Origin of the sequence: Exiguobacterium sp. s5 (assembly GCF_018618075.1) — a bacterium.
Lineage (GTDB): Bacteria > Bacillota > Bacilli > Exiguobacteriales > Exiguobacteriaceae > Exiguobacterium > Exiguobacterium mexicanum_A.
Genome location: NZ_JACSLK010000002.1, coordinates 365,876 through 389,052 on the forward strand (window position 1 = coordinate 365,876; position 23,177 = coordinate 389,052).

Annotated in this window: 27 protein-coding genes and 1 other annotated feature; of the genes, 5 read left to right on the forward strand and 22 right to left on the reverse strand. The window is 54.5% G+C overall.

Translation table 11 applies throughout. The features are described from left to right. Nucleotides 1–170: 170 nt before the first annotated feature. The 8 genes from yajC to KNP60_RS05980 all read right to left on the reverse strand — a co-directional run bounded on the left by yajC (nt 171) and on the right by KNP60_RS05980 (nt 7,714). Nucleotides 171–449: a preprotein translocase subunit YajC gene (gene yajC, locus KNP60_RS05945; protein ID WP_021066898.1), complete on the reverse strand. Its 279-nt coding sequence runs from the start codon at nt 447–449 to the stop codon at nt 171–173. A gap of 84 nt (nt 450–533) precedes the next feature. After that, the gene (tgt, locus tag KNP60_RS05950) at nt 534–1,679 is read right to left on the reverse strand and encodes a tRNA guanosine(34) transglycosylase Tgt (protein WP_214797093.1); all 1,146 of its coding nucleotides are present in this window, start codon (nt 1,677–1,679) and stop codon (nt 534–536) included. Next, a complete protein-coding gene (gene queA / locus KNP60_RS05955; protein ID WP_128122996.1) occupies nt 1,676–2,719 on the reverse strand; it encodes a tRNA preQ1(34) S-adenosylmethionine ribosyltransferase-isomerase QueA in 1,044 nt (347 codons plus the stop codon). The genes tgt and queA overlap by 4 nt, the downstream gene beginning before the upstream one ends. A 19-nt stretch (nt 2,720–2,738) precedes the next feature. Continuing rightward, nucleotides 2,739–3,734 carry a Holliday junction branch migration DNA helicase RuvB gene (gene ruvB / locus KNP60_RS05960; protein ID WP_034776878.1) on the reverse strand — a complete coding sequence of 332 codons (996 nt, stop codon included), beginning with the start codon at nt 3,732–3,734 and terminating at the stop codon, nt 2,739–2,741. Nucleotides 3,735–3,744: 10 nt separating this feature from the next. After that, entirely contained in the window at nt 3,745–4,332 is a 588-nt protein-coding gene (ruvA, locus tag KNP60_RS05965) for a Holliday junction branch migration protein RuvA (RefSeq protein WP_034776877.1), read from the reverse strand. A gap of 83 nt (nt 4,333–4,415) precedes the next feature. Then, nucleotides 4,416–5,495, reverse strand: a complete 1,080-nt coding sequence (nadA, locus tag KNP60_RS05970; protein WP_214797094.1) for a quinolinate synthase NadA — start codon at nt 5,493–5,495, stop codon at nt 4,416–4,418. Then, nucleotides 5,458–6,327 carry a carboxylating nicotinate-nucleotide diphosphorylase gene (gene nadC / locus KNP60_RS05975; protein ID WP_214797095.1) on the reverse strand — a complete coding sequence of 290 codons (870 nt, stop codon included), beginning with the start codon at nt 6,325–6,327 and terminating at the stop codon, nt 5,458–5,460. The genes nadA and nadC overlap by 38 nt, the downstream gene beginning before the upstream one ends. Next, nucleotides 6,281–7,714, reverse strand: a complete 1,434-nt coding sequence (locus KNP60_RS05980; RefSeq protein ID WP_214797096.1) for an L-aspartate oxidase — start codon at nt 7,712–7,714, stop codon at nt 6,281–6,283. The genes nadC and KNP60_RS05980 overlap by 47 nt, the downstream gene beginning before the upstream one ends. Nucleotides 7,715–7,809: 95 nt before the next feature. Between KNP60_RS05980 and KNP60_RS05985 the strand changes: the two genes are divergently transcribed. From KNP60_RS05985 to KNP60_RS06000, 4 genes are all read left to right on the forward strand, one after another. After that, complete coding sequence (locus KNP60_RS05985; RefSeq protein WP_251131342.1) at nt 7,810–8,940, forward strand: cysteine desulfurase family protein; 1,131 nt, start codon at nt 7,810–7,812, stop codon at nt 8,938–8,940. Next, nucleotides 8,918–9,457 carry a transcription repressor NadR gene (locus tag KNP60_RS05990; protein WP_034776872.1) on the forward strand — a complete coding sequence of 180 codons (540 nt, stop codon included), beginning with the start codon at nt 8,918–8,920 and terminating at the stop codon, nt 9,455–9,457. Before KNP60_RS05985 ends, KNP60_RS05990 begins: the two co-directional genes overlap by 23 nt. 104 nt (nt 9,458–9,561) lie before the next feature. Then, nucleotides 9,562–10,143: a DedA family protein gene (locus KNP60_RS05995; RefSeq protein ID WP_214797098.1), complete on the forward strand. Its 582-nt coding sequence runs from the start codon at nt 9,562–9,564 to the stop codon at nt 10,141–10,143. Between the two features lie 125 nt (nt 10,144–10,268). Beyond that, nucleotides 10,269–11,045 (forward strand): NUDIX domain-containing protein, encoded by a 777-nt coding sequence (locus tag KNP60_RS06000; protein ID WP_034776870.1) that lies wholly within the window; start codon nt 10,269–10,271, stop codon nt 11,043–11,045. Between the two features lie 44 nt (nt 11,046–11,089). Here the strand turns inward: KNP60_RS06000 and KNP60_RS06005 are convergent, their stop codons facing one another. From KNP60_RS06005 to KNP60_RS06070, 14 genes are all read right to left on the reverse strand, one after another. Continuing rightward, nucleotides 11,090–12,376 carry a hemolysin family protein gene (locus tag KNP60_RS06005; protein ID WP_214797099.1) on the reverse strand — a complete coding sequence of 429 codons (1,287 nt, stop codon included), beginning with the start codon at nt 12,374–12,376 and terminating at the stop codon, nt 11,090–11,092. Nucleotides 12,377–12,391: 15 nt separating this feature from the next. Continuing rightward, nucleotides 12,392–13,681: a GTPase ObgE gene (gene obgE / locus KNP60_RS06010; RefSeq protein WP_034776868.1), complete on the reverse strand. Its 1,290-nt coding sequence runs from the start codon at nt 13,679–13,681 to the stop codon at nt 12,392–12,394. Beyond that, on the reverse strand, nt 13,682–14,122 hold the full coding sequence (locus tag KNP60_RS06015; protein WP_034776867.1) for a Spo0B domain-containing protein: 441 nt from the start codon (nt 14,120–14,122) through the stop codon (nt 13,682–13,684). Nucleotides 14,123–14,198: 76 nt separating this feature from the next. Continuing rightward, complete coding sequence (gene rpmA, locus KNP60_RS06020; RefSeq protein WP_016508537.1) at nt 14,199–14,480, reverse strand: 50S ribosomal protein L27; 282 nt, start codon at nt 14,478–14,480, stop codon at nt 14,199–14,201. Between the two features lie 12 nt (nt 14,481–14,492). Then, complete coding sequence (locus KNP60_RS06025) at nt 14,493–14,828, reverse strand: ribosomal-processing cysteine protease Prp (protein WP_034776866.1); 336 nt, start codon at nt 14,826–14,828, stop codon at nt 14,493–14,495. 3 nt (nt 14,829–14,831) lie between these two features. After that, nucleotides 14,832–15,140: a 50S ribosomal protein L21 gene (gene rplU / locus KNP60_RS06030; protein ID WP_015881153.1), complete on the reverse strand. Its 309-nt coding sequence runs from the start codon at nt 15,138–15,140 to the stop codon at nt 14,832–14,834. Nucleotides 15,141–15,155: 15 nt separating this feature from the next. Beyond that, nucleotides 15,156–15,227, reverse strand: a sequence feature (ribosomal protein L21 leader region). Between the two features lie 55 nt (nt 15,228–15,282). Next, a complete protein-coding gene (locus KNP60_RS06035) occupies nt 15,283–16,608 on the reverse strand; it encodes a ribonuclease E/G (protein ID WP_214797100.1) in 1,326 nt (441 codons plus the stop codon). A gap of 42 nt (nt 16,609–16,650) precedes the next feature. Next, the gene (gene minD / locus KNP60_RS06040; RefSeq protein WP_051627738.1) at nt 16,651–17,508 is read right to left on the reverse strand and encodes a septum site-determining protein MinD; all 858 of its coding nucleotides are present in this window, start codon (nt 17,506–17,508) and stop codon (nt 16,651–16,653) included. Nucleotides 17,509–17,513: 5 nt separating this feature from the next. Next, nucleotides 17,514–18,182: a septum site-determining protein MinC gene (locus tag KNP60_RS06045; protein WP_232939187.1), complete on the reverse strand. Its 669-nt coding sequence runs from the start codon at nt 18,180–18,182 to the stop codon at nt 17,514–17,516. A gap of 5 nt (nt 18,183–18,187) precedes the next feature. Next, complete coding sequence (gene mreD / locus KNP60_RS06050) at nt 18,188–18,682, reverse strand: rod shape-determining protein MreD (RefSeq protein WP_052090206.1); 495 nt, start codon at nt 18,680–18,682, stop codon at nt 18,188–18,190. A gap of 1 nt (nt 18,683) precedes the next feature. Next, nucleotides 18,684–19,574: a rod shape-determining protein MreC gene (gene mreC, locus KNP60_RS06055; RefSeq protein ID WP_034776861.1), complete on the reverse strand. Its 891-nt coding sequence runs from the start codon at nt 19,572–19,574 to the stop codon at nt 18,684–18,686. Nucleotides 19,575–19,587: 13 nt separating this feature from the next. Beyond that, nucleotides 19,588–20,625 (reverse strand): rod shape-determining protein, encoded by a 1,038-nt coding sequence (locus KNP60_RS06060; RefSeq protein ID WP_034776859.1) that lies wholly within the window; start codon nt 20,623–20,625, stop codon nt 19,588–19,590. Between the two features lie 204 nt (nt 20,626–20,829). Next, entirely contained in the window at nt 20,830–21,666 is an 837-nt protein-coding gene (locus KNP60_RS06065; RefSeq protein ID WP_214797101.1) for a DUF2785 domain-containing protein, read from the reverse strand. A gap of 136 nt (nt 21,667–21,802) precedes the next feature. After that, entirely contained in the window at nt 21,803–22,246 is a 444-nt protein-coding gene (locus KNP60_RS06070) for a hypothetical protein (protein ID WP_251131344.1), read from the reverse strand. A gap of 300 nt (nt 22,247–22,546) precedes the next feature. Here KNP60_RS06070 and KNP60_RS06075 point away from each other — a divergent pair, with 300 nt between their 5' ends. Next, nucleotides 22,547–23,056, forward strand: a complete 510-nt coding sequence (locus KNP60_RS06075) for a hypothetical protein (RefSeq protein WP_034776857.1) — start codon at nt 22,547–22,549, stop codon at nt 23,054–23,056. Nucleotides 23,057–23,177: the final 121 nt, after the last annotated feature.

Here is a 23,177-nt window from a genome sequence, read left to right on the forward strand (position 1 = left end):
ATTTTGTGACATACTACTAAAATTTAAAATAAGATATTCAGTATAGGATAAAAATGCAGGACCGTTCGCACGCGCCATCTATGGCGGACAAGAAGCGGCTCGGCGGATCATCCCCCAATTATTTTCCACACAAAAAGACGCCTGACCAGTGATGGCCAGGCGTTGTTTGGTTACTCAGCGAATGATGAGTTGCCTTTTTTCGTCACTTCAGCAATCGCACTGCGATTGAACTTGAGGAGTGACTGGTCACATTTCAATGTGACTTGTGTGTCTTCGATTTGGTGGACGACGCCGTGAAGGCCGCCGATTGTTACGACGTGATCCCCACGCTCAAGCGCGTTTTGCATCGATTGTACTTCCTTCTGACGTTTCGTCTGCGGACGGATCAACAAGAAGTAGAACACGACGAAAATAAGGATCATCGGTAATAGTGCTACGAGAGTTTCCATGCGTAAAATTCACCCTTTCCTTCAATATCAGGTTCATTATACCGTGAAACTGAAACGTTGTCACATAATCGCTGTCAGAACAATTTAGAAATTCTTGGCGTTTGGTTTGTTATACCCATATTCTTCGAAAAACTCTTCCTTGAAGTCCAAGAGACGGTCTTCGCGGATGGCTTGACGTACTTGACTCATCAAGTTCACGAGGAAGTGAAGGTTGTGTGTCGAACAGAGGTGAAGCCCGAACATCTCGTCGGCGCGAATCAAGTGGTGCACGTACGCGCGCGAATAGTTCTTACACGTGTAGCAATCGCACTTCCCGTCGATTGGTCCGAAATCCGTCTTATGTTTCGCATGTTTGATCGTGACGCGGCCTTTCGATGTCATAAGCGTCCCGTTGCGGGCGATCCGGGTCGGCAAGACGCAGTCGAACATGTCGATGCCGCGAATCGAGCCTTCAATCAACGCATCCGGTGAACCGACGCCCATCAAGTAGCGCGGCTTGTTCTCCGGCATGAACGGTGTCGTGAACTCGAGTGCGCGGTACATGACGTCTTTCGGTTCACCGACCGATAATCCACCGACGGCATAACCTGGGAAATCAAGCGAGACGAGGTCGGCCGCACTTTGACGACGGAGATCTTCGTACTCGCCGCCTTGGATGATACCGAACAACGCCTGGTCTTCCGGACGTTCGTGTGCCGCGAGGCAACGCTCTGCCCAACGGCTCGTCCGCTCGACCGATTTCTTCATGTATTCATGCGTCGCCGGGAATGGCGGGCATTCGTCGAACGCCATCATGATATCCGAACCGAGCGCGTTTTGAATCTCCATCGCCTTCTCCGGTGACAAGAACAACTTGTCGCCGTTCAAGTGGTTGCGGAAATGGACGCCTTCTTCTTGGATGTTGCGAAGGTCGGCGAGCGAGAAGACTTGGAAGCCGCCCGAGTCCGTCAAAATCGCGCCGTCCCAGTTCATGAACTTATGAAGGCCGCCGGCTTGTTTGACGACCTCATGTCCTGGACGAATCCAAAGGTGGTACGTGTTCGAGAGGATAATGTTCGCTCCCATCGCCTTGACTTGTTCCGGGGCCATCGTCTTGACGGTTGCCTGCGTGCCGACCGGCATGAAGACAGGTGTCTCGAACGAGCCGTGCGGCGTATGGACGATTCCGTGCCGCGCTCCCGTCTGTTTACATGTGTGGATATGTTCGTATGTGACTGCGTGTTTGGTCATTTGTTCTCTTCCTTCCTCGTGATGAGCATCGCGTCCCCAAAGCTGAAGAAGCGGTAACGTTCTTGTACCGCCGTGCGGTACGCGTTCAAGATGATGTCGCGCGACGCGAACGCCGAGACGAGCATGACGAGCGTTGACTTCGGCAGATGGAAGTTCGTGATCAGTCCATCAATCGCCTTCAACTCGACGCCTGGGTAGATAAAGATGTCCGTCCAGCCCGATGACTCGACGAAATCCCCATGGTCGCGCACGATCGTCTCGAGCGTCCGGGTCGACGTCGTCCCGACGGCGAAGACGCGGCCGCCGCTTGCACGGACGTCGCGGAGCGCTTCAGCCGAAGCGGCCGACAGTTCGAAATACTCACTGTGCATCGTGTGCTCTTCGATCGTATCGGCCGTGACGGGACGGAACGTACCGAGACCGACGTGGAGCGTGAGCGGGATTAGCTTGACGCCTTTCGCCTCTGCCGCTGCGAGCAGTTCTTCCGTGAAGTGGAGGCCTGCCGTCGGTGCGGCCGCACTCCCGCGTTCACGGGCGTACACCGTCTGATAACGATCCTGGTCGTCGAGCTGTTCACGGATGTATGGCGGAAGCGGCATCGTGCCGAGCTCATCTAAAATCTCATAGAAGATGCCGTCGTAGTCGAACTTGAAGCGGCGTCCCCCTTCCGGCAGCTCTTCGACGCATTCAGCCCGGAGCAACCCGTTGCCGAACTCGACGATGGCACCGACGCGCACTTTCTTCGCCGGTTTGACGAGCGCTTCCCAGACATCGTCTTCCGTCTGTTTGAGTAAGAGCAGTTCGACTTTCCCGCCCGTCTCCTGCTTCGCCCCGAACAATCGGGCCGGGAGCACGCGCGAGTCGTTGACGACGAGAGCGTCGCCTGCCTGCAAGTAGTCGAGCACGTCACGGAAATGACGGTGCTCGATATCGCCCGTATCGCGGTCGAGGACGAGCAGTCGTGAGCTCGTCCGGTCAAGAAGCGGTACTTGGGCGATCAGTTCTTCCGGTAAGTCAAAATCATAGTCGTTTACGTTCAATTGAATGTCTTGCATATCGTTACTCCTCTTCATAGCCAAAATGCGTCTTTGCGTACTGAGTGATCATCCGGCCGCGCGGCGTCCGTTGCAGAAAACCTTGTTGCAACAAGTACGGCTCATACACGTCCTCGATCGTTTGGGCATCTTCCCCAATCGTCGCGGCGAGCGTCTCGAGTCCAACCGGTCCACCGCCGAAACGTTCAACCATCGCCCGTAACAGCCGGTGGTCGACTTCGTCGAGCCCGAGGGCGTCGACATGCAACCGGTCGAGCGCGTCTGAGGCGAGCACCGGATCGATTTCTTTCGTTCCCGCCACTTGGGCAAAATCACGAACCCGGCGTAACAGCCGGTTAGCGATCCGCGGCGTGCCGCGTGCACGTTTCGCGATGGCACCGCTCGCCTCTGGTGAAATCGACAGGCGGAACAGCTGGGCCGTCCGACTGACGATGGCGGCGAGCTCATGCGGCTCGTAGTATTCGAGCTTCAACGTCACACCGAAACGGTCACGGAGCGGGGCCGACAACATGCCGGCCCGCGTCGTCGCGCCGACGAGCGTGAACGGTGGCAAATCGATACGGACGCTTCGCGCCATCTCGCCTTGTCCGTAGACGATGTCGAGACAGTAGTCTTCCATCGCCGGATAGAGAATCTCTTCGATCGTGCGGCTCAAGCGATGAATCTCGTCGATGAACAGGACGTCGCCCGGTTCGAGCGTCGACAGGATCGCCGCGAGGTCACCTGGGCGTTCGATCGCCGGGCCGGCCGTCGTCTTGATGCCGACGCCCATCTCGTTGGCGATGATTTGGGCAAGCGTCGTCTTTCCGAGTCCCGGAGGACCGTAAAGAAGGACGTGGTCGAGTGTCTCGCTGCGGAGCTTCGCGGCTTGGATAAAGATCGACAAGTTGCCTTTCGCCTTCTCCTGTCCGATGTACTGCTCGAACTTTTGCGGACGCAAGCTCCACTCTTCAGAGTCTTCATATTGTTGATGGGATTGTGACAACAATCGTTCGTCCATGGTCTCCTCCTTATTTCAATAGCAATTGCAGGGCGCGCTTTATGTAAGCGTCTGTCGTCAATATTTCTGAATTCAGTTCCTTGCGGACACGGGTGATTTCACGCTCTGAATACCCGAGTGCGACGAGCGCTTCGCACGCCTCGTCGAGTTCGGAAGCGCCTTGAGCGAACAGTCCGGTATTCGGTACGTAATCCGGGGCGAGCTCGGACAGCTTGCCTTTCAAATCGAGCGCCATCTGCTTCGCCGTCTTCTTGCCGACACCCGGGAACTTCGTCAAATACTTCTCGTTCTCGGTCTCGATCGCGTCGATGAGCGCGTCCATATCGCCTGAGGCGACGATGGCGAGTGCGCCTTTCGGTCCGATCCCGTTGACGCCGAGCAGTTTATTGAACAGTTCGCGTTCCCGACGTGAGCGGAAACCGTACAGTGTCTGTTGATCTTCACGCACATAATGATGCGTAAACACGATTACATGTTCGTCTTGTTCACGATAAAAAAACGGGTTAGGCACATGTACTTTGTAGCCGACGCCCGAAACATCCAACGTTATATATTCCGCGCACACATAGGCGACGGAGCCTTTTACGAATTCAATCACGGTCATATCTCCTCTTCATGGGAAAACTGCATTCATTGTACCATAACCACCGCCACGAAAAAAGGACAGGCGATTGCCTGTCCTCAGTGCGCGAGCATCCGCTCGAGGGCGAGTGTCGCCCACTTCGTCGTCTCTAGATTGACACGGATGACGTTGACCGGATCGGTCTCGAGCGACTCGAGCGCCCAGAGCAGATGCGGCAAATCGATGCGGTTCATCGTCAAGCATGGACACATGTACGGATTGAGCGAGATGATATCGAGCTCGGGGTGCGTCGCCGCGAGACGGTTGACCAAGTTCATCTCGGTGCCGACGGCCCACTTCGTCCCCGGCGCGCTCGCTTCGATTTGCTCGATGATATATGACGTCGACCCGGCCTCGTCCGCCGCCTGCACGACGTCGAACGTGCACTCGGGATGGACGATGATGCGTCGTTCCGGGTCGTTCTTCCGTAACGCCTCAATTTGGGCGACGTTGAACTTCTCATGGACCGAGCAGTGCCCTTTCCACAGAATGACCCGCACGTCCTCGATGTCACCCTCATAGACGAGTCGTTCCCGGAGCGGGTCCCAGACGGCCATCGCCTCGAGTGGCACGCCCAAATCAAACGCCGTGTTCCGCCCGAGATGCTGGTCCGGTAAAAACAGAATCCGTTCGCCCGCCTCGAGTGCCCAGCGCACGATGTCATGGGCATTGGAAGATGTGACCGTCGCGCCCCCGTTCTTGCCGACGAACGCCTTGATGGCCGCCGTCGAATTGACGTACGTGATTGGAATGATATCGTCGCCGAACGTATCGGTCAGCTCTTCCCAAGCGACCTCCGTCTGATCGATATCGGCCATGTCCGCCATCGAACATCCGGCCCGCATGTCCGGCAAGATGACGAGCTGGTCGTCACGCGTCAGCATGTCGGCCGTCTCGGCCATGAAGTGGACGCCACAGAAGACGATGAACTCCGCCTCGCTCATCTGTTCGGCGAGCCGTGCGAGCTGGAGCGAATCTCCGGTCGCATCCGCGAACTGGACGACCTCATCTTTTTGATAGTGGTGGGCCGGTAAAAACAGGCGGCTGCCGAGTCGGACCTTTATAGCTTCAATCCGTTGTTCCATCTGTTCAATCGTCAACTCAGCGTACTGCGCTGGCATCGTTCCGAGTAATTGCATGTTTGATTCCTCCTACAAGATTTAGACTGCAATCGAGCGCCGTCACCGAATGCGTCAACTGCCCGATCGAGATGACGTCGACACCCGTACCGCGATACGTTGCGATCGTCTCGACAGTGATACCTCCTGACGCCTCCGTTTTAATATGTGGTGGTACGAGCGCACGCCAAGCCTTCAGTTCTTCGGGTGCCCGGTTGTCGAACATGATGATGTCGGCGTTCGCCGCGATCGCCTCATGCAATTGTTCGAGCGTCTCGACCTCGACTTCAATCGGCGTCGTGTGGCCGGCAAGCATCCGAGCCCGTGCGACCGCGTTCGTAATCCCGCCAAGGGCCGTGATGTGGTTGTCTTTGATCATGATGGCATCGTCGAGACGGAGCCGATGGTTCTTCCCACCACCCGAACGGACGGCATGTTTCTCAAGCATACGGAGCCCGGGCGTCGTCTTGCGCGTGTCCGTGACGGCGATCGTCGGGTCGTCGAGCCGTTCGACGCAGCGCCGCGTCATCGTCGCGATCCCGCTCAAGTGCTGGACGAGGTTCAACAGCACCCGTTCCGTCTCAAGGAGCGTCCGCGTCTTGCCTCTCAAAATAAAGAGCGTGTCACCTGCCGTGACGTTCGTGCCGTCCGGTTGGCACGATTCGACGACGAGACGTTGCAACTGCGCCATCTCGAGGACGACGTCCATGCCGCAGAAGACGCCGTCTGCCTTGGCGCTGACCGTGGCGAGCGACGTCTCGCGGTGGTCAATCAAGGTACTCGAGGCGTCCCCAAACCCGATGTCCTCATGTAAAAATGCTGTCAGCTGTTCGCGCAAGGCGATTTTGTTCATCTGAATCCTCCGTTCTTATGACGGCACTGGCCAACAGGCGTGCCGCTTTCAGACTCAACGTCTGTTCACTTAATTGTCTTGACACGTGTTTCGTCTGTGCCAGTTGTTGGGTATTTTCTAAGAAACTTACGATTTCGCCAATCTGAGGCGAGATTGTCAACCATTCCCCAATCTGTTGCCGATAGCGGCTGAACAGATTATCCGAAACCTCATATACGGTCGTCTCGTTCACCGTGAACGGCTTCTCCTCCACCGTCACCGCTACCGCCACCCGCTTCCCGAACACCCAGCATTCGAGTAACGAATTTGACGCCAGTCGATTTTTCCCGTGGACGCCCGAATCGGCGACCTCACCAACCGCATATAACCCAGCGACGGTCGTCCGCCCGTCTACGTCGACGTCCACACCGCCCATATGAAAATGTAGCCCGGGCCGCACTGGGATTCGCGTCGCGTCGAGCCCATACATCCGGCACGTCTCAACGAGTTTCGGGAACCGTTCATCAATTCGCTCGACGCGACTCGTATCCAAGTAGACGGTGCCGTCATGACGCGTGAGTGATCGAGCGACCTCGTCCCTAGGGGCGAGGCTTCCGAGCGGATGGTGGGCCATCACGTGACGTCCTGACGCATCGACGAGCGTCGCGCCTGCTCCTCTTAACGCTTCCGTGACGAGGTGGGGCGAATCGACCGCGAGTAACGTCGGGTGGAATTGGATACGAGACAAGTTCGTGAGTCTCGCCCCGACCTCGTCCGCCAAGACGAGCCCGTCCCCCGTGACCGAGCGACAGTTCGACGTCCAATCGATGAGTCCACCGATTCCCCCGGTCGCCAAGACGACGGCTCCGGCCTGGACGTGAAGACGTGTCTCTCCGTTGAATCCGGTCGCCCCGGTCACGCGGCCGTCGGTCTTCACCAACGAATCGATCAATACGTGTTCCATGACGGTCACGTTATCCGGCAATTGACGACGAAGCGTCGCCATGACGTGACGTCCGGTCTCGTCCCCGCCGACGTGAAAGATTCGATTCATGCCATGCGCCCCTTCACGTCCGACGGCGTAATCAGCACCCTCCCGGTCGAAGACGACACCGAAGCGCTCCAAGTCGCGGATCGCGCTCCGTCCTTCTTCGACGAGTGTATAGACCCGGTCTGGCACGGCTGCGAGTTTCGAGGCGACGAGCGTATCCCGCTCATGGTCGACACTCGACGGCTCCAAATACGAGCTCGCGATCCCGCCTTGGGCCAGATCTGAGTTCGCGCTTGTCACTTCGTGCTTGGAGACTACAAGGACGTTCAATGAATGAGGCAAATGGAGTGCGACCGTCACGGCGGCCAAGCCAGCCCCAACGATCAACACATCGACCCGTTCAAACTGTAAAGACATCTGTATATCACCTGTTTTTCATATGTAATGTTGACTTGTAAACTAGTTTCGCATAATTTTGTGAAGAAGACAACATGAAAAAAGGGGAACTTACGATGAACCGTTACTTTGATTATGCGGCGACGCACCCGATGACAAAATCCGCTCTCGACCATTACGTGGCCATGGCACGAAGCGTATACGGTAACCCGTCTTCCCTCCACACGCACGGCTATATGGCGGAAGATTACTTGACCGAATCCCGACGTCTGTTGAAGCAGGCGCTCGGGCTCGACATGCTCCGCGGCAAGCTCCTCTTCACCGGAAGCGGCTCCGAGAGCAACTACATCGCCCTCACGAGTCTCCGGAAGCGCATGAAAGGCAGTGAAGTCATCACGTCGTGGCAAGAGCACGACTCGGTCGCGCTTCTGCTTGACGAGTGGGAAGCAGAAGGCGTGATCGTTCACCGATTGAAGCTGAAGGACGGACGGTTCGACCACGAGACGTTCACGCATTTGCTCGACCGTGACATCGGGCTCGTCACGTTTCAACACGTCAACTCGGACGCCGGCTGGACGCTCCCGCTCCACAACATCCTCTGCCAATTGAAATATAAGAAAGTGTTGTTCCACGTCGACGGTGTCCAGGCGCTCGGCAAGATCCCGGTCTCCGTCGACGGGATTGACGCCTATTCGTTCAGCGCCCATAAAGTCGGGGGCCCGAAAGGCGTCGGCGGCCTCTATATGGAACGGCTGTTGCCACCGCCCTATTATCCGGGACACCATCAATACGGCATCCGTCCCGGCACCATCGACGTGCCCGGCATCTGCGCTTTCGTCAAAGCGTTCACCGACCGTCACGAGCAACGGACACGTCATGAAAGAAATTTCTTGGCGTTTCGTGCTATCTTGAAAGAGAAGACATCGTCTTACGTGGATTGGCTCGAGTTCGACCAGCAGAGCCCCGCCATCTTCTCGTTCGTCTCGAAACAGCGGGACGGGCAGTGGTGGATGACCGAACTCGACGGGCTCGGGTTCCAAGTGTCGGCAGGGTCGGCCTGTCGGGCCGGCCAGAACGGACCGAACCGGATGCTCGAGTCGCTCGGCTATGAGACGAGCGCCTGTCACGGACTCGTCCGCATTTCTTTCGGCGAAGACACGACCATCGAGGCCACGACGGCACTCGCCGAAGCCATCGTCACTTTAGCAAGGAGAGTTGGATCTTATGAACAAACGCTTAGCCGGTGAAGAACGCCGGCGCACGTTACTGGAAATGATTGAACAGAGTTCCGAGCCGATCACAGGCTCCGAGCTCGCCCGCCGCGTCGCCGTCAGCCGACAAGTCGTCGTCCAAGACTTGTCGCTCTTGAAGGCGAAGGGCCATCAGATCGTCGCGACCGCCCGCGGGTACGTCTATCTACCAGGTGAGGCGTCACCGTCCGCCTATACCCGTAAAATCGTCTGTCGCCACGAGGCCGAGGACATGGAAGCGGAGATGAACGCCATCGTCGACGAGGGCGTCACGATTCGCGACGTCATCATCGACCATCCGGTCTACGGTTCATTGACGGGGCAATTGATGGTGAAGAGCCGTCGCGACGTCCGTGCTTTCCTCGAACGGGTCGAGGCGAACCAAGCCGCCCCGCTGTCGCATTTGACGGGTGGTCTCCACATTCATACGCTCGAGGCCGATAGTGAAGACGCCATCGATGCCGCCGTCTCAGAACTTGAACGGCTCGGCGTCCTCGTCTCCGAGCTCGACTAAGATGTCACAAATACGTGACATCTTTTCTTTTGCTTTCGACTCATGTTCGTTATACTGATGGATGGAATGCATCCTGTACAAAATTTGGAAAGGGGGAAACGGTCATGTGGCACTTTCTCGAGCAACTGTTGCTCGGGTGTGGCGTTTTTAGCGTCCCGCTCGGCATCTTCATCCAACTGATCCCGAACGAGCTCGTGCTCGCCTACGGCGGCTACCTGACCGGATCTCTCGACACCTCGTTCCTGTTCGTCTTCCTGCTCGCCTGGGCGGCGTTCGTCATCAGTCAAATCGTCTTATATGGGATTGGCCGCTACGGAGGACGCCCTGTCGCCATTCGCCTCTATCGATCGTTCCGCATCAGCGAGGCGAAGCAACGCCGGGCCGAAGTCTGGTTCGAGACGTACGGCGCCTGGATCGTCTGTCTGAGCGTCATTTGGCGCCAACTGTTCGCCGTCAGCGCCGGGGTCATGCGGTTATCGTTCCGGAAGTTTTTGACGGTGACCGTCCTCATCTTCGCCGTCTGGTCGTTCATCTTCGTCAAACTCGGGATGATGCTCGGCGACAATTGGCGTCACATCGGTGAAGTCACACACGGGTTCTTGCCGTACGTCGGCATCGGCATCGGACTGTTCTTTCTCGTCCGCTACGTCCGCGCGAATCCGCGCCTATTCAAAAAGTCAGCCTGAGCAGATGCGCTCGAGCTGACTTTTTTTGATATAGAGGGAAAACGGATCGTGATGACGAATATAGAGTCATGAGGAAAGCGTTTTTTTCTCGGAATAGAGATACCACCTTCAAAGGAGGAATTACCATGTTCCATCGTCGAAAAACGTACACCATCCGTCCTGAACGCTTAGATGAATTCACCGAGTTTTTCCATACATACCTGTATCCGATTCAGGTATCGCACGGCGCCCGTCTCGTCGGTCGTTGGGTGACCGAAGACAAGAGCGAGGTCATGGCCCTGTGGGAATACCGTGACCGCGAACATTACGAACAAGTCGAACGCGATTACCGCTCGAGCGGCTTACGTCGCGAGGCGATGAAGAAGCGAGCCCGTCTCGGCAAAGATTTATATATCAAGTCGAGTGAGGAATTCATGATGCCGACCGGTCACTATACGCCACCGCGCACGATCGTCTCCGTGACCGCCTACGTCACGAACGAGGCCGGCGAAGTGTTGCTCGTCCAGAACACGCACCGGAGCGACACGTATGAGATGCCGGGCGGACAAGTCGAGGAGCATGAGTCGATCGTCGACGCCGTGCACCGCGAAGTGAAAGAAGAGACCGGTGTCGATATTGAAGTCGAAGGCATCACCGGCATCTACCAAAACGTCTCCTCGCGCGTCCTCTGCGTCACGTTCCGTGCCCGCTACGTCTCCGGCGACCTGCAACCGCAGGAAGGTGAGACGCAAGAAGTCGGTTTCTTCAAGGTCGATGCGTCGAACGTCGGCGACTATATCAAACGAGAGCACTTCCAAATGCGTCTCGTTGATGCGATCGACCCGACATATATGCCGCACGCCATCTATAAAGTTCGGCCATACGAGCTGCTCGAACGCGTCGAGCGCCATCATACCGTCTAAACAAAAGGAGGGACCGCCAGTTGGCGGTCCCTCCTTTTGTTCGTTTACGCTTGTTCGACCGGTTCGGATTGACCCGTCTCGACGAGCAATTTGCGAATCCGACGCTTTTCGACGTGGAGAACGGTGAACGTCATGTCATCGTACGTGACACGCGCACCTTTCTCTGGAATGTCTCCTAATAGTTCGACGATCCAACCACCCATCGTGTTGGCATCTACTTCAGGTTCTTTAATTCCCATCTCATCAGCGAACTCATCGACATCCATGTCGGCCATACACTCGTAGACGCCGTCACGGAGTCGTCTCAAATAGACGATCGATTCGTCGTGCTCGTCCCAAATGTCTCCGACGAGCTCCTCGAGCATATCTTCGAGTGTGATCAGACCGGCCGTCCCGCCGAATTCGTCGAGGACGACGGCCATGTGCGATTGTTTTTGCTGGAGTACAGGAAGCAGCTCAATCAATTTTGTCTGCGGCGATACGTACGTGAGCGGACGAATGAGCGAACGGACGTCCGTCACTTCATCACGCATCATCGAACGAAGGAAATCACGCTCTGACAACACCCCGATGACGTTGTCAATCGAGTCTTTATACACCGGCAGACGAGAATGTCCACCGCTAAAGATCGTGTCTTTGATCTCTTCAAGCGTATCGTCAATGTCGACGGCGAGGATATCGATCCGCGGCGTCAACACATCGTCGACGGTAATGTCGTTGAAGGCGAAGGCGCTATGCACGAGTTCCGCTTCGGTCTCGCCGAGCACCCCTTCTTCTTCTCCCATATCGACGAGCACTTTCAACTCTTCTTCCGTCACCGACGGCTCTTTGTCGTTCATCCCAATCATGCGGAGTACCAACTTCTTCAACCCGGTAAAGATCATCGTCGCCGGTTTCAAGACTTTGACGAGGAACAACAAAATGCCGCTGATGAGAAGCGAATACTTCTCCGCGAACTCTTTCGCGAGCGACTTCGGTAAAATCTCACCGAAAATCAAGATGACAATCGTCGTCGCGAACGTCGAGATGACGAGTCCGGCCCCACCCGAGTAAATACTCGTGGCGATGGCCGTCGACACCGTCGCGGCACCGATGTTGACGATGTTGTTCCCGACAAGGATCGTCGAGAGCGTGTCATCGAAGCGGTCGACGAGGTGGAGGACGCGCTTGGCGCCCTTGTCCCCGTCTTCACTCATACGAATCATCCGGACGCGGTTCACACTCGAGAGCGCGGTCTCGGCAGAAGAGAAAAAGGCTGACAACATAACTAAAACTGCATAAAGAATTAAACTAGACGAGGGCACAGGGTCCACGTTTACTTCACACTCCATTTCATTAATAAAAGATTATTCGACAAATTCGAATTCAAAATCCAAGATAGCGACGACGCTGCCGTCTTCGGCACCCAACTTGCGAAGGTCGTCATCGACGCCCATTTGACGCATTTGACGCGCGAAGCGTTTAATCGACTCGTCGTGATCGAAGTTCGTCATCTTGAAGAGCTTCTCGATGCGCGGCCCCGTGATCACGAAGCGTTCGTATTCATCGACATGAATCTGATACCCTTTCTCTTCCTTCTCGTAACGATAAACGACACGTGGTGTGGCCGTCTTCTCTTCGAGCTCTTCGAGTGGGAACTCAGGTGTCGAGTCCACGAGATTAGCTACTTCGATGAGCAGGTTGCGGAGTCCTTCTTTGGCGAGTGCCGAGATCGGGAAGACTTTGACGTCGTCTCCGATTTTCTTTTGGAACTCTTCCAATAATTCCGGCGCATCCGGCATGTCCATCTTGTTGGCGACAACGATTTGCGGACGCTCGAGGAGGCGTAAGTTATACGACTCGAGTTCGCGGTTGATTGTCGTGTAGTCTTCGAACGGGTCGCGCCCTTCCATGCCACTCATATCGATCATGTGGACGATGACTTTCGTCCGCTCGATGTGACGAAGGAACTGGTGACCGAGACCGACGCCTTGGCTCGCCCCTTCGATGAGTCCTGGAAGATCGGCCATGACGAAGTCACGGTCGTCCGCCGTCTTGACGACACCGAGGTTCGGTGTGATCGTCGTGAAGTGGTACGCGCCGATTTTCGGGCGTGCCGACGAGACGACTGACAAGAGCGTCGATTTCCCGACTGACGGGAATCCGACGAGACCGACGTCAGCGAGCAATTTCAACTCAAGACGCAATTCGCGCTCTTGACCTGGCTCCCCGTTCTCGGCGATCTCTGGTGCCGGGTTGGCTGGCGTCGCAAAACGACAGTTCCCGCGGCCACCGCGTCCGCCTTTGGCGATCGTGGCCCGTTGGCCGTGCTCGGTAAGGTCGGCGATGACCGTATCGGTCGATGCATCAAATACGATCGTACCTGGTGGGACTTTGACGACGAGCGGCTTCGCTTTTCGTCCGTGCATGCCTTTCGACATCCCTTTTTCACCGTCATGGGCGATGAACTTTTTCGAGAAGCGGAAATCTACGAGCGTGCGCAATCCTTCTTCTACTTCGAATACGACGTCACCACCGTGACCGCCGTCTCCTCCTGCTGGTCCACCGTCTGGAACATACTTCTCGCGGCGGAACGCGACCATCCCTTTACCGCCGTCTCCAGCTTTTACAAAAATATTAACCTGATCGACAAACATTTAATTCCCCTCCTTTATAACGAACGTAGAACATTCTACTGTCTGCTCGTACACTTCGTCTGACGTGAACACGTCGTCCGGCACATGACCGAAGACGCGGACCATCAGTCCGTCCGTGAACGTCACATGAATCGGTCCATCCGTTCCTGACAGAAGACGGACAAGTTTGTCCGCCACACGCGCGTCGTCGAGCGACACACGGTCGGCCGATACCTTGTAGGTCAACCGTCCTTCCCAATTCGCTTGTATGATGACGAGACTCGTCATCGGCAAATCCAAACGAATGAGCGCACTCTCCTCGTCGGCGTGCTGACGATATCGCTCGTACAGCTCCTCGAGTTTTTCAGGCTCGAGCGCCGCATACAAGGAGATCATCTGAAGCCGATTCATCCATTCGTGACGGACGGTCGATAATAGTTTCAGTGCTGCCTGTGAGTTCATGCAATCCTCTCCTAGGTAAAACTAGTAAAAAAGACTCTAACCAAATAAGTGGCTAGAGTCTTCTGCGTGGTTCTACTTACGCAACTGGGTAAACGCTCACTTGTTTCTTGTCGCGACCAAGACGCTCGAAGCGTACTACGCCGTCAACTTTAGCAAACAATGTGTCGTCGCCACCACGGCCGACGTTTTCACCTGGGTGAATTTTCGTACCGCGTTGACGGTAGAGAATCGATCCAGCTGAAACCGTTTGTCCGTCAGCGCGTTTAGCGCCGAGGCGTTTCGAAATCGAGTCACGACCGTTTTTAGTCGATCCTACTCCCTTTTTCGATGCGAAGAACTGAAGGTTCAATTGTAACATGAGGTCCACCTCCTATTGTTCAATTTGGATATAATCACCGTAACTCTGGGCGATCGTGTCTAGTTGCACGAGCATCCCTTCTAATAACAATTGGGTGCGAGTCATATCCTCCGGTGATAGGTCAGGATACGTCTCGACATAAAAGTAGCCACCCTCTGTTTTGTCTGCCATTTCTACAAGAAGCGACTGACCGGCGAGTACCTCGACAGCGTTGTATGCCCCAAAGATGATGGCAGAAACGCCGGCACATACCAAGTCAGAACCGGGTTCGGCAAAGTTGGCGTGACCTGTCACTTCGACGGAACGAATCGACTTCGTCTCGTCTCGTCTGACCGTTACTCGAATCATAGCTTACGCTTCGATTTTCTCGATGCGAACTTTCGTGTAAGGCTGACGGTGACCTTGCTTACGACGGTAGTTTTTCTTAGCTTTCATTTTGAAGACAGTGATCTTCTTAGCGCGGCCGTGTTTTACCACAGTACCGACAACTTTAGCGCCCTCTACGAGTGGAGCTCCGACTTTAACATCGTCACCACCAACGAAAAGAACTTCACCGAATTCTACAGTACCCTCGACATCAGCATCGAGTTTTTCGATGTAGATCTCTTGACCTGCTTCAACTTTGATTTGCTTACCACCAGTTTTGATGATTGCGTACATATACGTGCACCTCCTTATTAAACTCAGACTCGCCATCCAGGGCAGGGCGAAACCGTTTCAACCCGTTCTGTGCGGTTGTAGCCATTTGGGTGCTTCCAAACGAACTAACGTTATAGATAATACCACTCTCGTTTCATCGTTGTCAATGACGAGATACGAAATTCTGACATTCCTCGAGCGTCCCGTAGAACGCCACATCCGGTTCTCCCTCGACGAGGAGGACCGTGCAGGCAAACCCATCCCACGACGCGTCGTGCCACTTGCCCGGGAGCGTCAAGACGACCGCTTCGACTTCCGGCGCGAGCTCCATCAAAGCACGTTCAATCCGAGAGAAGACGGCGAGCTTCGACGGCTTCCCGTCGTGCGTCATCCGGTCTTGAATCGAACGTCCCGTGCGTTCCCGGGACAGCTCGAACAAGCCCATACGCGTGAAACCGTACACTTCGACGCGGCGTGGATCACGGGCGCCGAGCTCTTTCATCTTTTTCAAGAGCCGGTTCTGCCCGTCTTTTGACCCGCGTAAGAAGTCGATGACGACCATGCCGCCGATATTGCGCAGCCGGAGCTGCTCCATGACCGCGTAGAGCGCGGCCTCGTTGATTGTGTCGGCTGCCCGTCCCTTGTCCTTGACGGCGACGTTCTTGCCGCTGTTGACGTCGATGACGGTCATCGTCTCAACTTGTTCGACCAAGACGTAAGAACCACCTTCGAGCCAGACGACGCGCTGTCCGAGCTTTTCAATCGCCCCGTCGAGCCGGGCCGCTTCTTTCATCCGACCTTTGCCGACGTGGCGTTCGACGTTGACCTCGAGCCGTGATAACCGCTCTTGTGCTTCCTTGTCGTTCAACATGACCGACTCGACCGCATGGCGGCGCACGAACTGTTCACACAGCAGCTCATCCTGCCCGCGTCGTGCCGTCACGACGTCCGCAGCGCGACGCCGAAGCAAGGCAAGTTCTTCTTGAAGGACGTCCGGGCTCGCTTGCCCTGACTCCGTCCGAAACAAGACACCTTCCGCTTCTTCGAGCTCGAACACTTTTGATAACCGGTCCTGGGTGACGAGGTCGAGCTTCCGGCTATACAGCTTACGCCGGCCGTATGGGAAGTAGACGATGTAGCGTCCGCCGAAGCGGATGTTTTCCGTCACTTTATGATGTTTGCCGTTGATGCCTTCTTTCGTCACTTGGACGAGGCGTTTGTCACCGACGACGGCCGCCTGGCCGATGCCCGGCACGTTCGGATACGCCTCGAGCGCTTTGAGCGTCTCGGCAATCGGCAGGAAGAACGTCGTCTCGCCGGTCGTCAAAAACGCGGCGCCGAGCGACGGGTGAATCCGTTCGATCGCGGCCTCGAGAATCGTCCCGACCGACAGTTGGTCGATGAAGCGTTCCTCGACCTCGAGGAGGCGTTCCCCATCGACGAGCATGGCCCGTTCGATGGACGGGGTCCGTTCATAGATCAATCGCACACGTATCTCTCCTTTCGACACAAAAAGGCAACTTTCGTTGCCTTAGGCTTTTTTCATTCCAAACTTCATCATGAGCCGCGTCCAGAAGCCGACCGGTTTTTGTTCGGTCTGAATCGACATGAGCGGCACCGACTCGCCGAGAATGCGGCGTGTGATGTTGCGGTACGCTTGTCCGGCGTTGTTGTCCGGGTTCATCGTGACCGGCACTCCGCGGTTCGCAGCGGCGATGACTTCTTCATCGTCGACGACGACGCCGAGCAAGTCGATCGACAAGATACGCATGATGTCATCGATGTCGAGCATGTCGCCTGATTCGACGAGATGGTTCTTGACGCGGTTGACGATCAGTTTCGGTGCCGCGACGTGTTCCGCTTGCTCGAGCATGCCGATGATGCGGTCCGCGTCTTGAACGGCAGCCTTCTCAGGCGTCGTCACGACGACAGCCTCGTCGGCGCCGGCGATGGCGTTCATGAAACCTTGCTCGATACCGGCCGGGCAGTCGATCAACACGAAGTCGTATTCGGTCTTCAACTGGTCGATGATCTCTTTCACTTGCTCCGGTTGGACCGACGTCTTGTCTTTCGACTGGGCCGCAGGCAAGAGATACATCTCTTCGAACCGCTTGTCACGGACGAGCGCCTGATGCAGCTTGCACTGCCCGTTGATGACGTCAACGAGGTTATAGATGCTCCGGTTGTCGAGTCCTAAGATGATATCCAAGTTCCGTAGACCGATATCCGTATCGACGAGACAGACCGAGTGGCCAGACAACGCGAGGCCCGTCCCGAGGTTCGCGGTCGTGGTCGTCTTCCCGACGCCACCTTTCCCCGACGTCACGACGATGGCCCGACCTTTCTTCACTTCTTTAGCTGTATGTACAGGCTCTACTACTTGCTCCATCAAACTCACCCTCTCTGTAATTCCATTGCATATGCGTCTTTCAGCCCAGTCATGACTTGACGAAGACGCGTCATTTCAATGCCCTGATTCGTCTGATACGCGCATCCCATCTCGATCTCCGGAAGCTCTTCGTCGTCGTCCGACGCGAGCACATGTTCACCAATCGCTAAAAACTTCGGATGGAGCAGACTGGCGGTGATGACCGCTTCCTCCCATCCTTCGACACCGGCACGCACATTTCCTCGTATCGTCCCTAAACAATATATGCTGCCCGTTGCCCGAACCTCGGACCCCGGGTTGATGTCTCCGATAATGAGCACCGAGCCATCGAAATCGAGCACTTGCCCGCTTCGAATCGTCCCGCTATGGTAGTGGAACGTCTTTTTGCCGTAGGTCGCTTTCGCCTCTTCGGTCAACATGACCTCGCTCGACAGCTCCTCGATATAAAAAACGCCATGACGAGCGACGACTTCACGAATTTGACGTGACAGCTCCTCGTCGATGTAACGAGTACCCGCGTGCAATTTGAGTGCAATCTTCCCAGAGGGCGGCTCCATTTCTTGTAACGTGGCCTCAAGCTCTCCGAGCACCTCATCGATGCCACTCCGTGGATTGAAGTGGATTGCAATACCGTTGCGATGTCCTTTTATCGTAATATGTCGTTTACGCTCCATCATGGCTACCCTCTTTTCGCTACAGGCCGCGGCGCCACGTATCGTGTCATCGGCACGTATAACAGTGCGATGGCGACAGCGTTGACGGCGAGCGTCCCTGGAATCTGTTCAACTAATAGTGTTTGAATGGTCATGGTCGTCCCACCGACCGCCGTCATGACACTGAAAATCCCGAAAGAAAACACGAGGATCATGAATGTGAACGTGATGACGACCGAGAAGAAGTTCTCACCTATATATTTTAACACGAAGCTGACTAAGAGAGGAATGAGTGAAAAAGTAAATAAGTAAATTCCGAGCAAGTCGGTGTAGACGATGTCATACAATAGCCCGAAGACGAGACCGAATCCGAGCGCCGACTCCCAACGGCCATACAAACTGACGTACATCAAGCCGATCAACGTCAAATACAAGAACGGCGTCACATAGTGCCATGAGAAGATGGCGGCCCATGTCCCTTCAATAAGAAAGAGGAGGAACAGGGCGATGAACACTTTCATGTTACTCACCCGCTGCTCCTCCTTCCTCGGGACCCGTCAAGAACGGTTCGTCTAGCGTTCGATCGATGACAAACATTTGCGAGAACTCGTTGAAGTCCGCCTCAGGTTTGATGCGGGCGACTTGAGACACGCCGTATTCGTCGGTTTCGATCGACTCGACCGTACCGATGACGAGACCGGCCGGATACCGCCCACCGAGACCTGACGTCGACACGATCTCGCCTTCTTTCAACTTGACGCTGTTCGAGACCTTCGTGAAGAAGAGCTCGTTCGTCTCGCTGTCGAAGCCGTCGATCGTCCCGTACGTCGCTTTGCCGTCCGCGTCCTTGACGACGGCCGAGACGTTGTTCGTCCGATTGTTGTCAGAGAGGAGCTGCACTTGCGACGTATAGGCGCTCGTCTGGATGACGCGACCGACCATACCGCCGGCGGCCGTGACGGCCATGCCTTTCTCGACACCGCGCTCTTCCCCGACGTTGACCGTTACGTAGCGCTGCCAGTCGTTCGGCGTACGCCCAATCACTTCGGCGGGAATCAAGTCGAAGTCACGGAGCGACGTGTCGGACGCCTCGACCATTTGCCGCAATTCTTCGTTCTCACGGCGCAGGTCATCGGCCTCGACCGACACTTCCGCGTATTTCGTCAAATGTTGTTTCAATTGACGGTTCTCTTCATAAATATCTCGTACGTTCGAAATCGAGGACACGGTACTGTCCATCCAGCCGATCGGCACCGTGAACACCCGTTGGAACGTTCCGACCACATCACGCGTGACGTCTTGGTACCAGGCGGATTCCGACCGTCCTCGAATCGAAACCCCTAAAATCACAACGAATAAGATGATACCGATCAGCGTGATGATGAGCTTTTTATTGCGTACGAACCGGCTCATCGTGTGTCACCACTCATCGACGCGACGAGATGCCTGATTTTGAACGGAGGACGTCCATCATTTCAAGAGATTTTCCTGTCCCGATGGCGACGCAATCGAGCGGCTCATCCGCGACGAGTGTCGGGATGTGTGTCTCGTCCGAGATGACGTCATCCAAGTTTTTAAGGAGGGCTCCACCGCCTGTGAGGACGATGCCGCGGTCCATCACGTCAGCAGCAAGTTCCGGCGGCGTCTGCTCGAGCGTTTGTTTCACGCCCGCGAGGATCGCTTCGACCGTATCCGAGAGTGCTTCGCACACTTCAGAAGCCGAGACTTCGATTTGTTTTGGAAGACCTGTCACGAGGTCGCGACCACGGATTTCCATTTTCTCATTCTCGTTCGAAGCGTCGATGCGAGCCGAACCGACTTCCATCTTGAGCGTCTCTGACGTCCGCTCCCCGATCATGAGGTTGTATTTGTTTTTGATGTAACGAATAATGGCGTCATCCATTTCGTCACCGCCGACACGAATCGATTGGCTCGTCACGATGCCGCCGAGTGAGATCACTGCGACTTCGGTCGTACCGCCACCGATATCAACGACCATCGAGCCTGTCGGTTCCCAAACCGGGAGACCGGCGCCGATTGCTGCCGCGAACGGTTCTTCGATCGTGTACGCTTCACGTGCGCCCGCTTGCTTGGCTGCGTCTTCGACGGCACGTTTTTCGACTGACGTGATGCCGCTTGGCACACAAATCATGACGTTCGTCTTCGATGAGAACAAACCGCTCTTCGACTTCTGTGCTTGCTCCATGAAGTATTTGATCATCGTCGCTGTCGTCTCGAAGTCGGCGATAACCCCATCTTTCATCGGACGGCGTGCCGTGACGTTGCCCGGCGTACGTCCAATCATATCCTTGGCCTGGTTACCCACGGCCTCAATTCTACCTGTATCTGTACGGAACGCCACTACGGACGGTTCACGAACAACGATGCCTTGACCTTTTACATAAACGAGCGTATTTGCCGTTCCAAGGTCGATTCCGATTTCTCGGTTAAAACTACGAAACATACGTGCTGCTCCTCTCTTGGTTACACTATTTTTTATTATAACGGAAAAATCATGTTTGAAAACGTTCATTCGATTACAGGTTATTTACAATAACGCGAATCTCAGTCCTGTCTCACCGTTTATTAGTGTGCCTTCTTTTCGGCAAAAAGGCAAATCAAAAAGCAAGCGCGTGAAAGCGCCTGCCTAGATTTTTATGGGTTCTCGTCAAATCTGCTTTAACGTCTCGAATACGGCGGTTTGAAGCATCGGTCGGTTTACATCGTACAATTTCACGAAGAAGCTCTTTAGAAACGTTTTCACGTTATGGACGACGTGCCAATACTGCTCGGGCTCGAGTTGCTGCTTTTGTGCGCTCAGTTGAGCCGGTAAGCCGTCTAATAGAACGACGATTTCGTGCTCGTCCATCCCGCGCTCTAGCAAGGCGAAGATGGGATTCAGCAAGCGCTCATCCTCATCGTGCAAATAAACGGTCGGAAACACCACTTTGTCCCACAGCGCCTCGAGAATCTCCCCGAACTCCGTCTCGTCGAGGTGCGGATGCAGGACGAGCTCGTCGAAGGCATCGGCCACATGGGCGATCGCATGGGCCCAACCTTTTGTGGGCACGTACCCTCTCGTATCGATTTCACAATCGAGATATGCCAGGAGCTTCGCTTTCAACATCTCGAGATTCGGTTCCGATAAAAACCTTTGCTGGCGGTCTTGATACAAAATCAAGGCAATCAATAGCGTCGAGAACGCCCGCGTGAAGACGGTATCTGATGCCGTCTCTCCGATGCCGTGGAACAAGTGGTATTTGAGCGTCGAATTGAATAGACCAGTCAGTTGTTCGTTCGTCAGTTGTTCGTCTTCGATGATGAAGCGATAAAAGAGCGTGTAAATCAACTGATCTCGAAGCTCCGCATCCGTCGATCCAATATGATGGAGCATCGATTGTATGACCCGCTCCTCGTCTAATTCCTGTAACCGAACCGTCCCGTCCTTGATGTCCGTCAACATCAACTTCAAATCCCGTTCCTGATAGATAGTCTCCTCATTCATATCTGATCACATTCCCTCTTCGTAGGTCGTATAGAACCGTATACTCTCGGTTTTCGACGCCGCGTTTGATGACTCCTCTAAACAAACAAAAAGCAGGCACGGATGCGCCTGCTTCGTTCGAATGACAAGTTGAAGATTAGAGACCTGGCTGGAGCGGGAGCAAAAGCATCGATCCGTAAAAGACGACCGAGAAGATGAGCACCGGCCGAAAGAATCGGGACGGACGGACGCGGGTCGCCCCTGCCAAAAAACTCGACACCGTCACGACGAACAAGTAAATCCCGATATACATGAAGATGAGTTGCGGAATGACTTGCCACACCTGAAGGTCGATTGATGAATTGAACCAAGCGACAAATAGAGCAGCATACGCGATCAATGCGCCAATCCCGATGCCGACACCGACGAGCGGTGAGACGCGGTCGAGCCAATGATCCTCACGTTGGAACCGTTGAAACAGCGCCACACTGATGAAGATGAACAACGCGAACACGAGAAGCGACAGTACGAGTGGCTCAAGCGGGACGAAACTGGCGACGAGCGCGACAACAAGCATCAATAACCAAATCAATTTTTCCATATGAACACCTCGTCTGTCAGTATAGCAAACGAATGTTTCATTTGGAAATTAAATCCCAGTTTCAAACATTCATACACCCTCATTGCTTCATACAAAAATGATCTCAGGTTATGGATGACGTGCTCATACGCTTTAGGCTCAAGTCTAAACTATCATCTATAATCATTATGTTCTTGAAGCGGCATATTGATTTAATTTAAATGGACCAACAACGACCACTATCTGACTGTGACGATGGCCGATTATGGCCTATAATTTATGTTAGACATGATTGAAAAATTTAAGTGAAGAGGAGAACCTATGATTAAACAATGGTTATTCGCTCTAAGTCGGATCACAATCGCTTCACTCGCGTTTTATCTTGGAAATCTGTCGACGGTTGATCCGGTTCAGATTTCTGGGAATGGTAACCCTGCTTTATTGTTTATTCCTATCCTTTTGCTCCTTGCACTGTTCATCATGAATGATTGGATCAAAGTGATGAAGTTTTTCAACTCTAATTCCCGTATATTACTCCCTCTGTTGTTCATCATCGGGATCGCTTTGTTTTTCATCTATGAACAGCAGGTTGATAATTATCACGAGCGTAAAGAGTACGTCCAACAAGTAGTCATTGAACGAGAGTATAAGATTACTGATCCTCTCTTCCTTGAGAGAGTGACGGGTATTACATATACGTATATGAGTAATCAACTCTTTAACTTAAATACGTTTGTTATATATATTCTACTGACGTTAGCCATGGCGATCATGTATGTCTTATGGACTCGACGTAGGTCGCCCATTTCGAGTCCTTCATCGAGTAAATAAGGACAAGCCAAAACCACCCGCTGTGAACTACCCCATAAACGTTGGACATGACCATCCAACATTTATGGGGTTTTGTTTTGAGGGAATGTAGGAAACATGGAGTCTGAACAAAAAAGCAGAC

What these genes read in the sequence shown, in the direction of transcription:
- KNP60_RS06025 (WP_034776866.1), bottom strand. Translation starts at nt 14,828, where the DNA reads ATGATTCGAGTAACGGTCAGACGAGACGAGACGAAGTCGATTCGTTCC.
- KNP60_RS06005 (WP_214797099.1), bottom strand. Translation starts at nt 12,376, where the DNA reads ATGGAGTGTGAAGTAAACGTGGACCCTGTGCCCTCGTCTAGTTTAATT.
- mreD (WP_052090206.1), bottom strand. Translation starts at nt 18,682, where the DNA reads ATGAAAGTGTTCATCGCCCTGTTCCTCCTCTTTCTTATTGAAGGGACA.
- KNP60_RS06060 (WP_034776859.1), bottom strand. Translation starts at nt 20,625, where the DNA reads ATGTTTCGTAGTTTTAACCGAGAAATCGGAATCGACCTTGGAACGGCA.
- KNP60_RS06045 (WP_232939187.1), bottom strand. Translation starts at nt 18,182, where the DNA reads ATGGAGCGTAAACGACATATTACGATAAAAGGACATCGCAACGGTATT.
- obgE (WP_034776868.1), bottom strand. Translation starts at nt 13,681, where the DNA reads ATGTTTGTCGATCAGGTTAATATTTTTGTAAAAGCTGGAGACGGCGGT.
- KNP60_RS06000 (WP_034776870.1), top strand. Translation starts at nt 10,269, where the DNA reads ATGTTCCATCGTCGAAAAACGTACACCATCCGTCCTGAACGCTTAGAT.
- tgt (WP_214797093.1), bottom strand. Translation starts at nt 1,679, where the DNA reads ATGACCAAACACGCAGTCACATACGAACATATCCACACATGTAAACAG.
- nadC (WP_214797095.1), bottom strand. Translation starts at nt 6,327, where the DNA reads ATGAACAAAATCGCCTTGCGCGAACAGCTGACAGCATTTTTACATGAG.
- minD (WP_051627738.1), bottom strand. Translation starts at nt 17,508, where the DNA reads ATGGAGCAAGTAGTAGAGCCTGTACATACAGCTAAAGAAGTGAAGAAA.
- ruvB (WP_034776878.1), bottom strand. Translation starts at nt 3,734, where the DNA reads ATGGACGAACGATTGTTGTCACAATCCCATCAACAATATGAAGACTCT.
- KNP60_RS05995 (WP_214797098.1), top strand. Translation starts at nt 9,562, where the DNA reads ATGTGGCACTTTCTCGAGCAACTGTTGCTCGGGTGTGGCGTTTTTAGC.
- rplU (WP_015881153.1), bottom strand. Translation starts at nt 15,140, where the DNA reads ATGTACGCAATCATCAAAACTGGTGGTAAGCAAATCAAAGTTGAAGCA.
- KNP60_RS06070 (WP_251131344.1), bottom strand. Translation starts at nt 22,246, where the DNA reads ATGGAAAAATTGATTTGGTTATTGATGCTTGTTGTCGCGCTCGTCGCC.
- nadA (WP_214797094.1), bottom strand. Translation starts at nt 5,495, where the DNA reads ATGCAATTACTCGGAACGATGCCAGCGCAGTACGCTGAGTTGACGATT.
- KNP60_RS06065 (WP_214797101.1), bottom strand. Translation starts at nt 21,666, where the DNA reads ATGAATGAGGAGACTATCTATCAGGAACGGGATTTGAAGTTGATGTTG.
- yajC (WP_021066898.1), bottom strand. Translation starts at nt 449, where the DNA reads ATGGAAACTCTCGTAGCACTATTACCGATGATCCTTATTTTCGTCGTG.
- KNP60_RS06015 (WP_034776867.1), bottom strand. Translation starts at nt 14,122, where the DNA reads ATGAACTCACAGGCAGCACTGAAACTATTATCGACCGTCCGTCACGAA.
- KNP60_RS05985 (WP_251131342.1), top strand. Translation starts at nt 7,810, where the DNA reads ATGAACCGTTACTTTGATTATGCGGCGACGCACCCGATGACAAAATCC.
- mreC (WP_034776861.1), bottom strand. Translation starts at nt 19,574, where the DNA reads ATGAGCCGGTTCGTACGCAATAAAAAGCTCATCATCACGCTGATCGGT.
- KNP60_RS05980 (WP_214797096.1), bottom strand. Translation starts at nt 7,714, where the DNA reads ATGTCTTTACAGTTTGAACGGGTCGATGTGTTGATCGTTGGGGCTGGC.
- rpmA (WP_016508537.1), bottom strand. Translation starts at nt 14,480, where the DNA reads ATGTTACAATTGAACCTTCAGTTCTTCGCATCGAAAAAGGGAGTAGGA.
- KNP60_RS06075 (WP_034776857.1), top strand. Translation starts at nt 22,547, where the DNA reads ATGATTAAACAATGGTTATTCGCTCTAAGTCGGATCACAATCGCTTCA.
- KNP60_RS05990 (WP_034776872.1), top strand. Translation starts at nt 8,918, where the DNA reads ATGAACAAACGCTTAGCCGGTGAAGAACGCCGGCGCACGTTACTGGAA.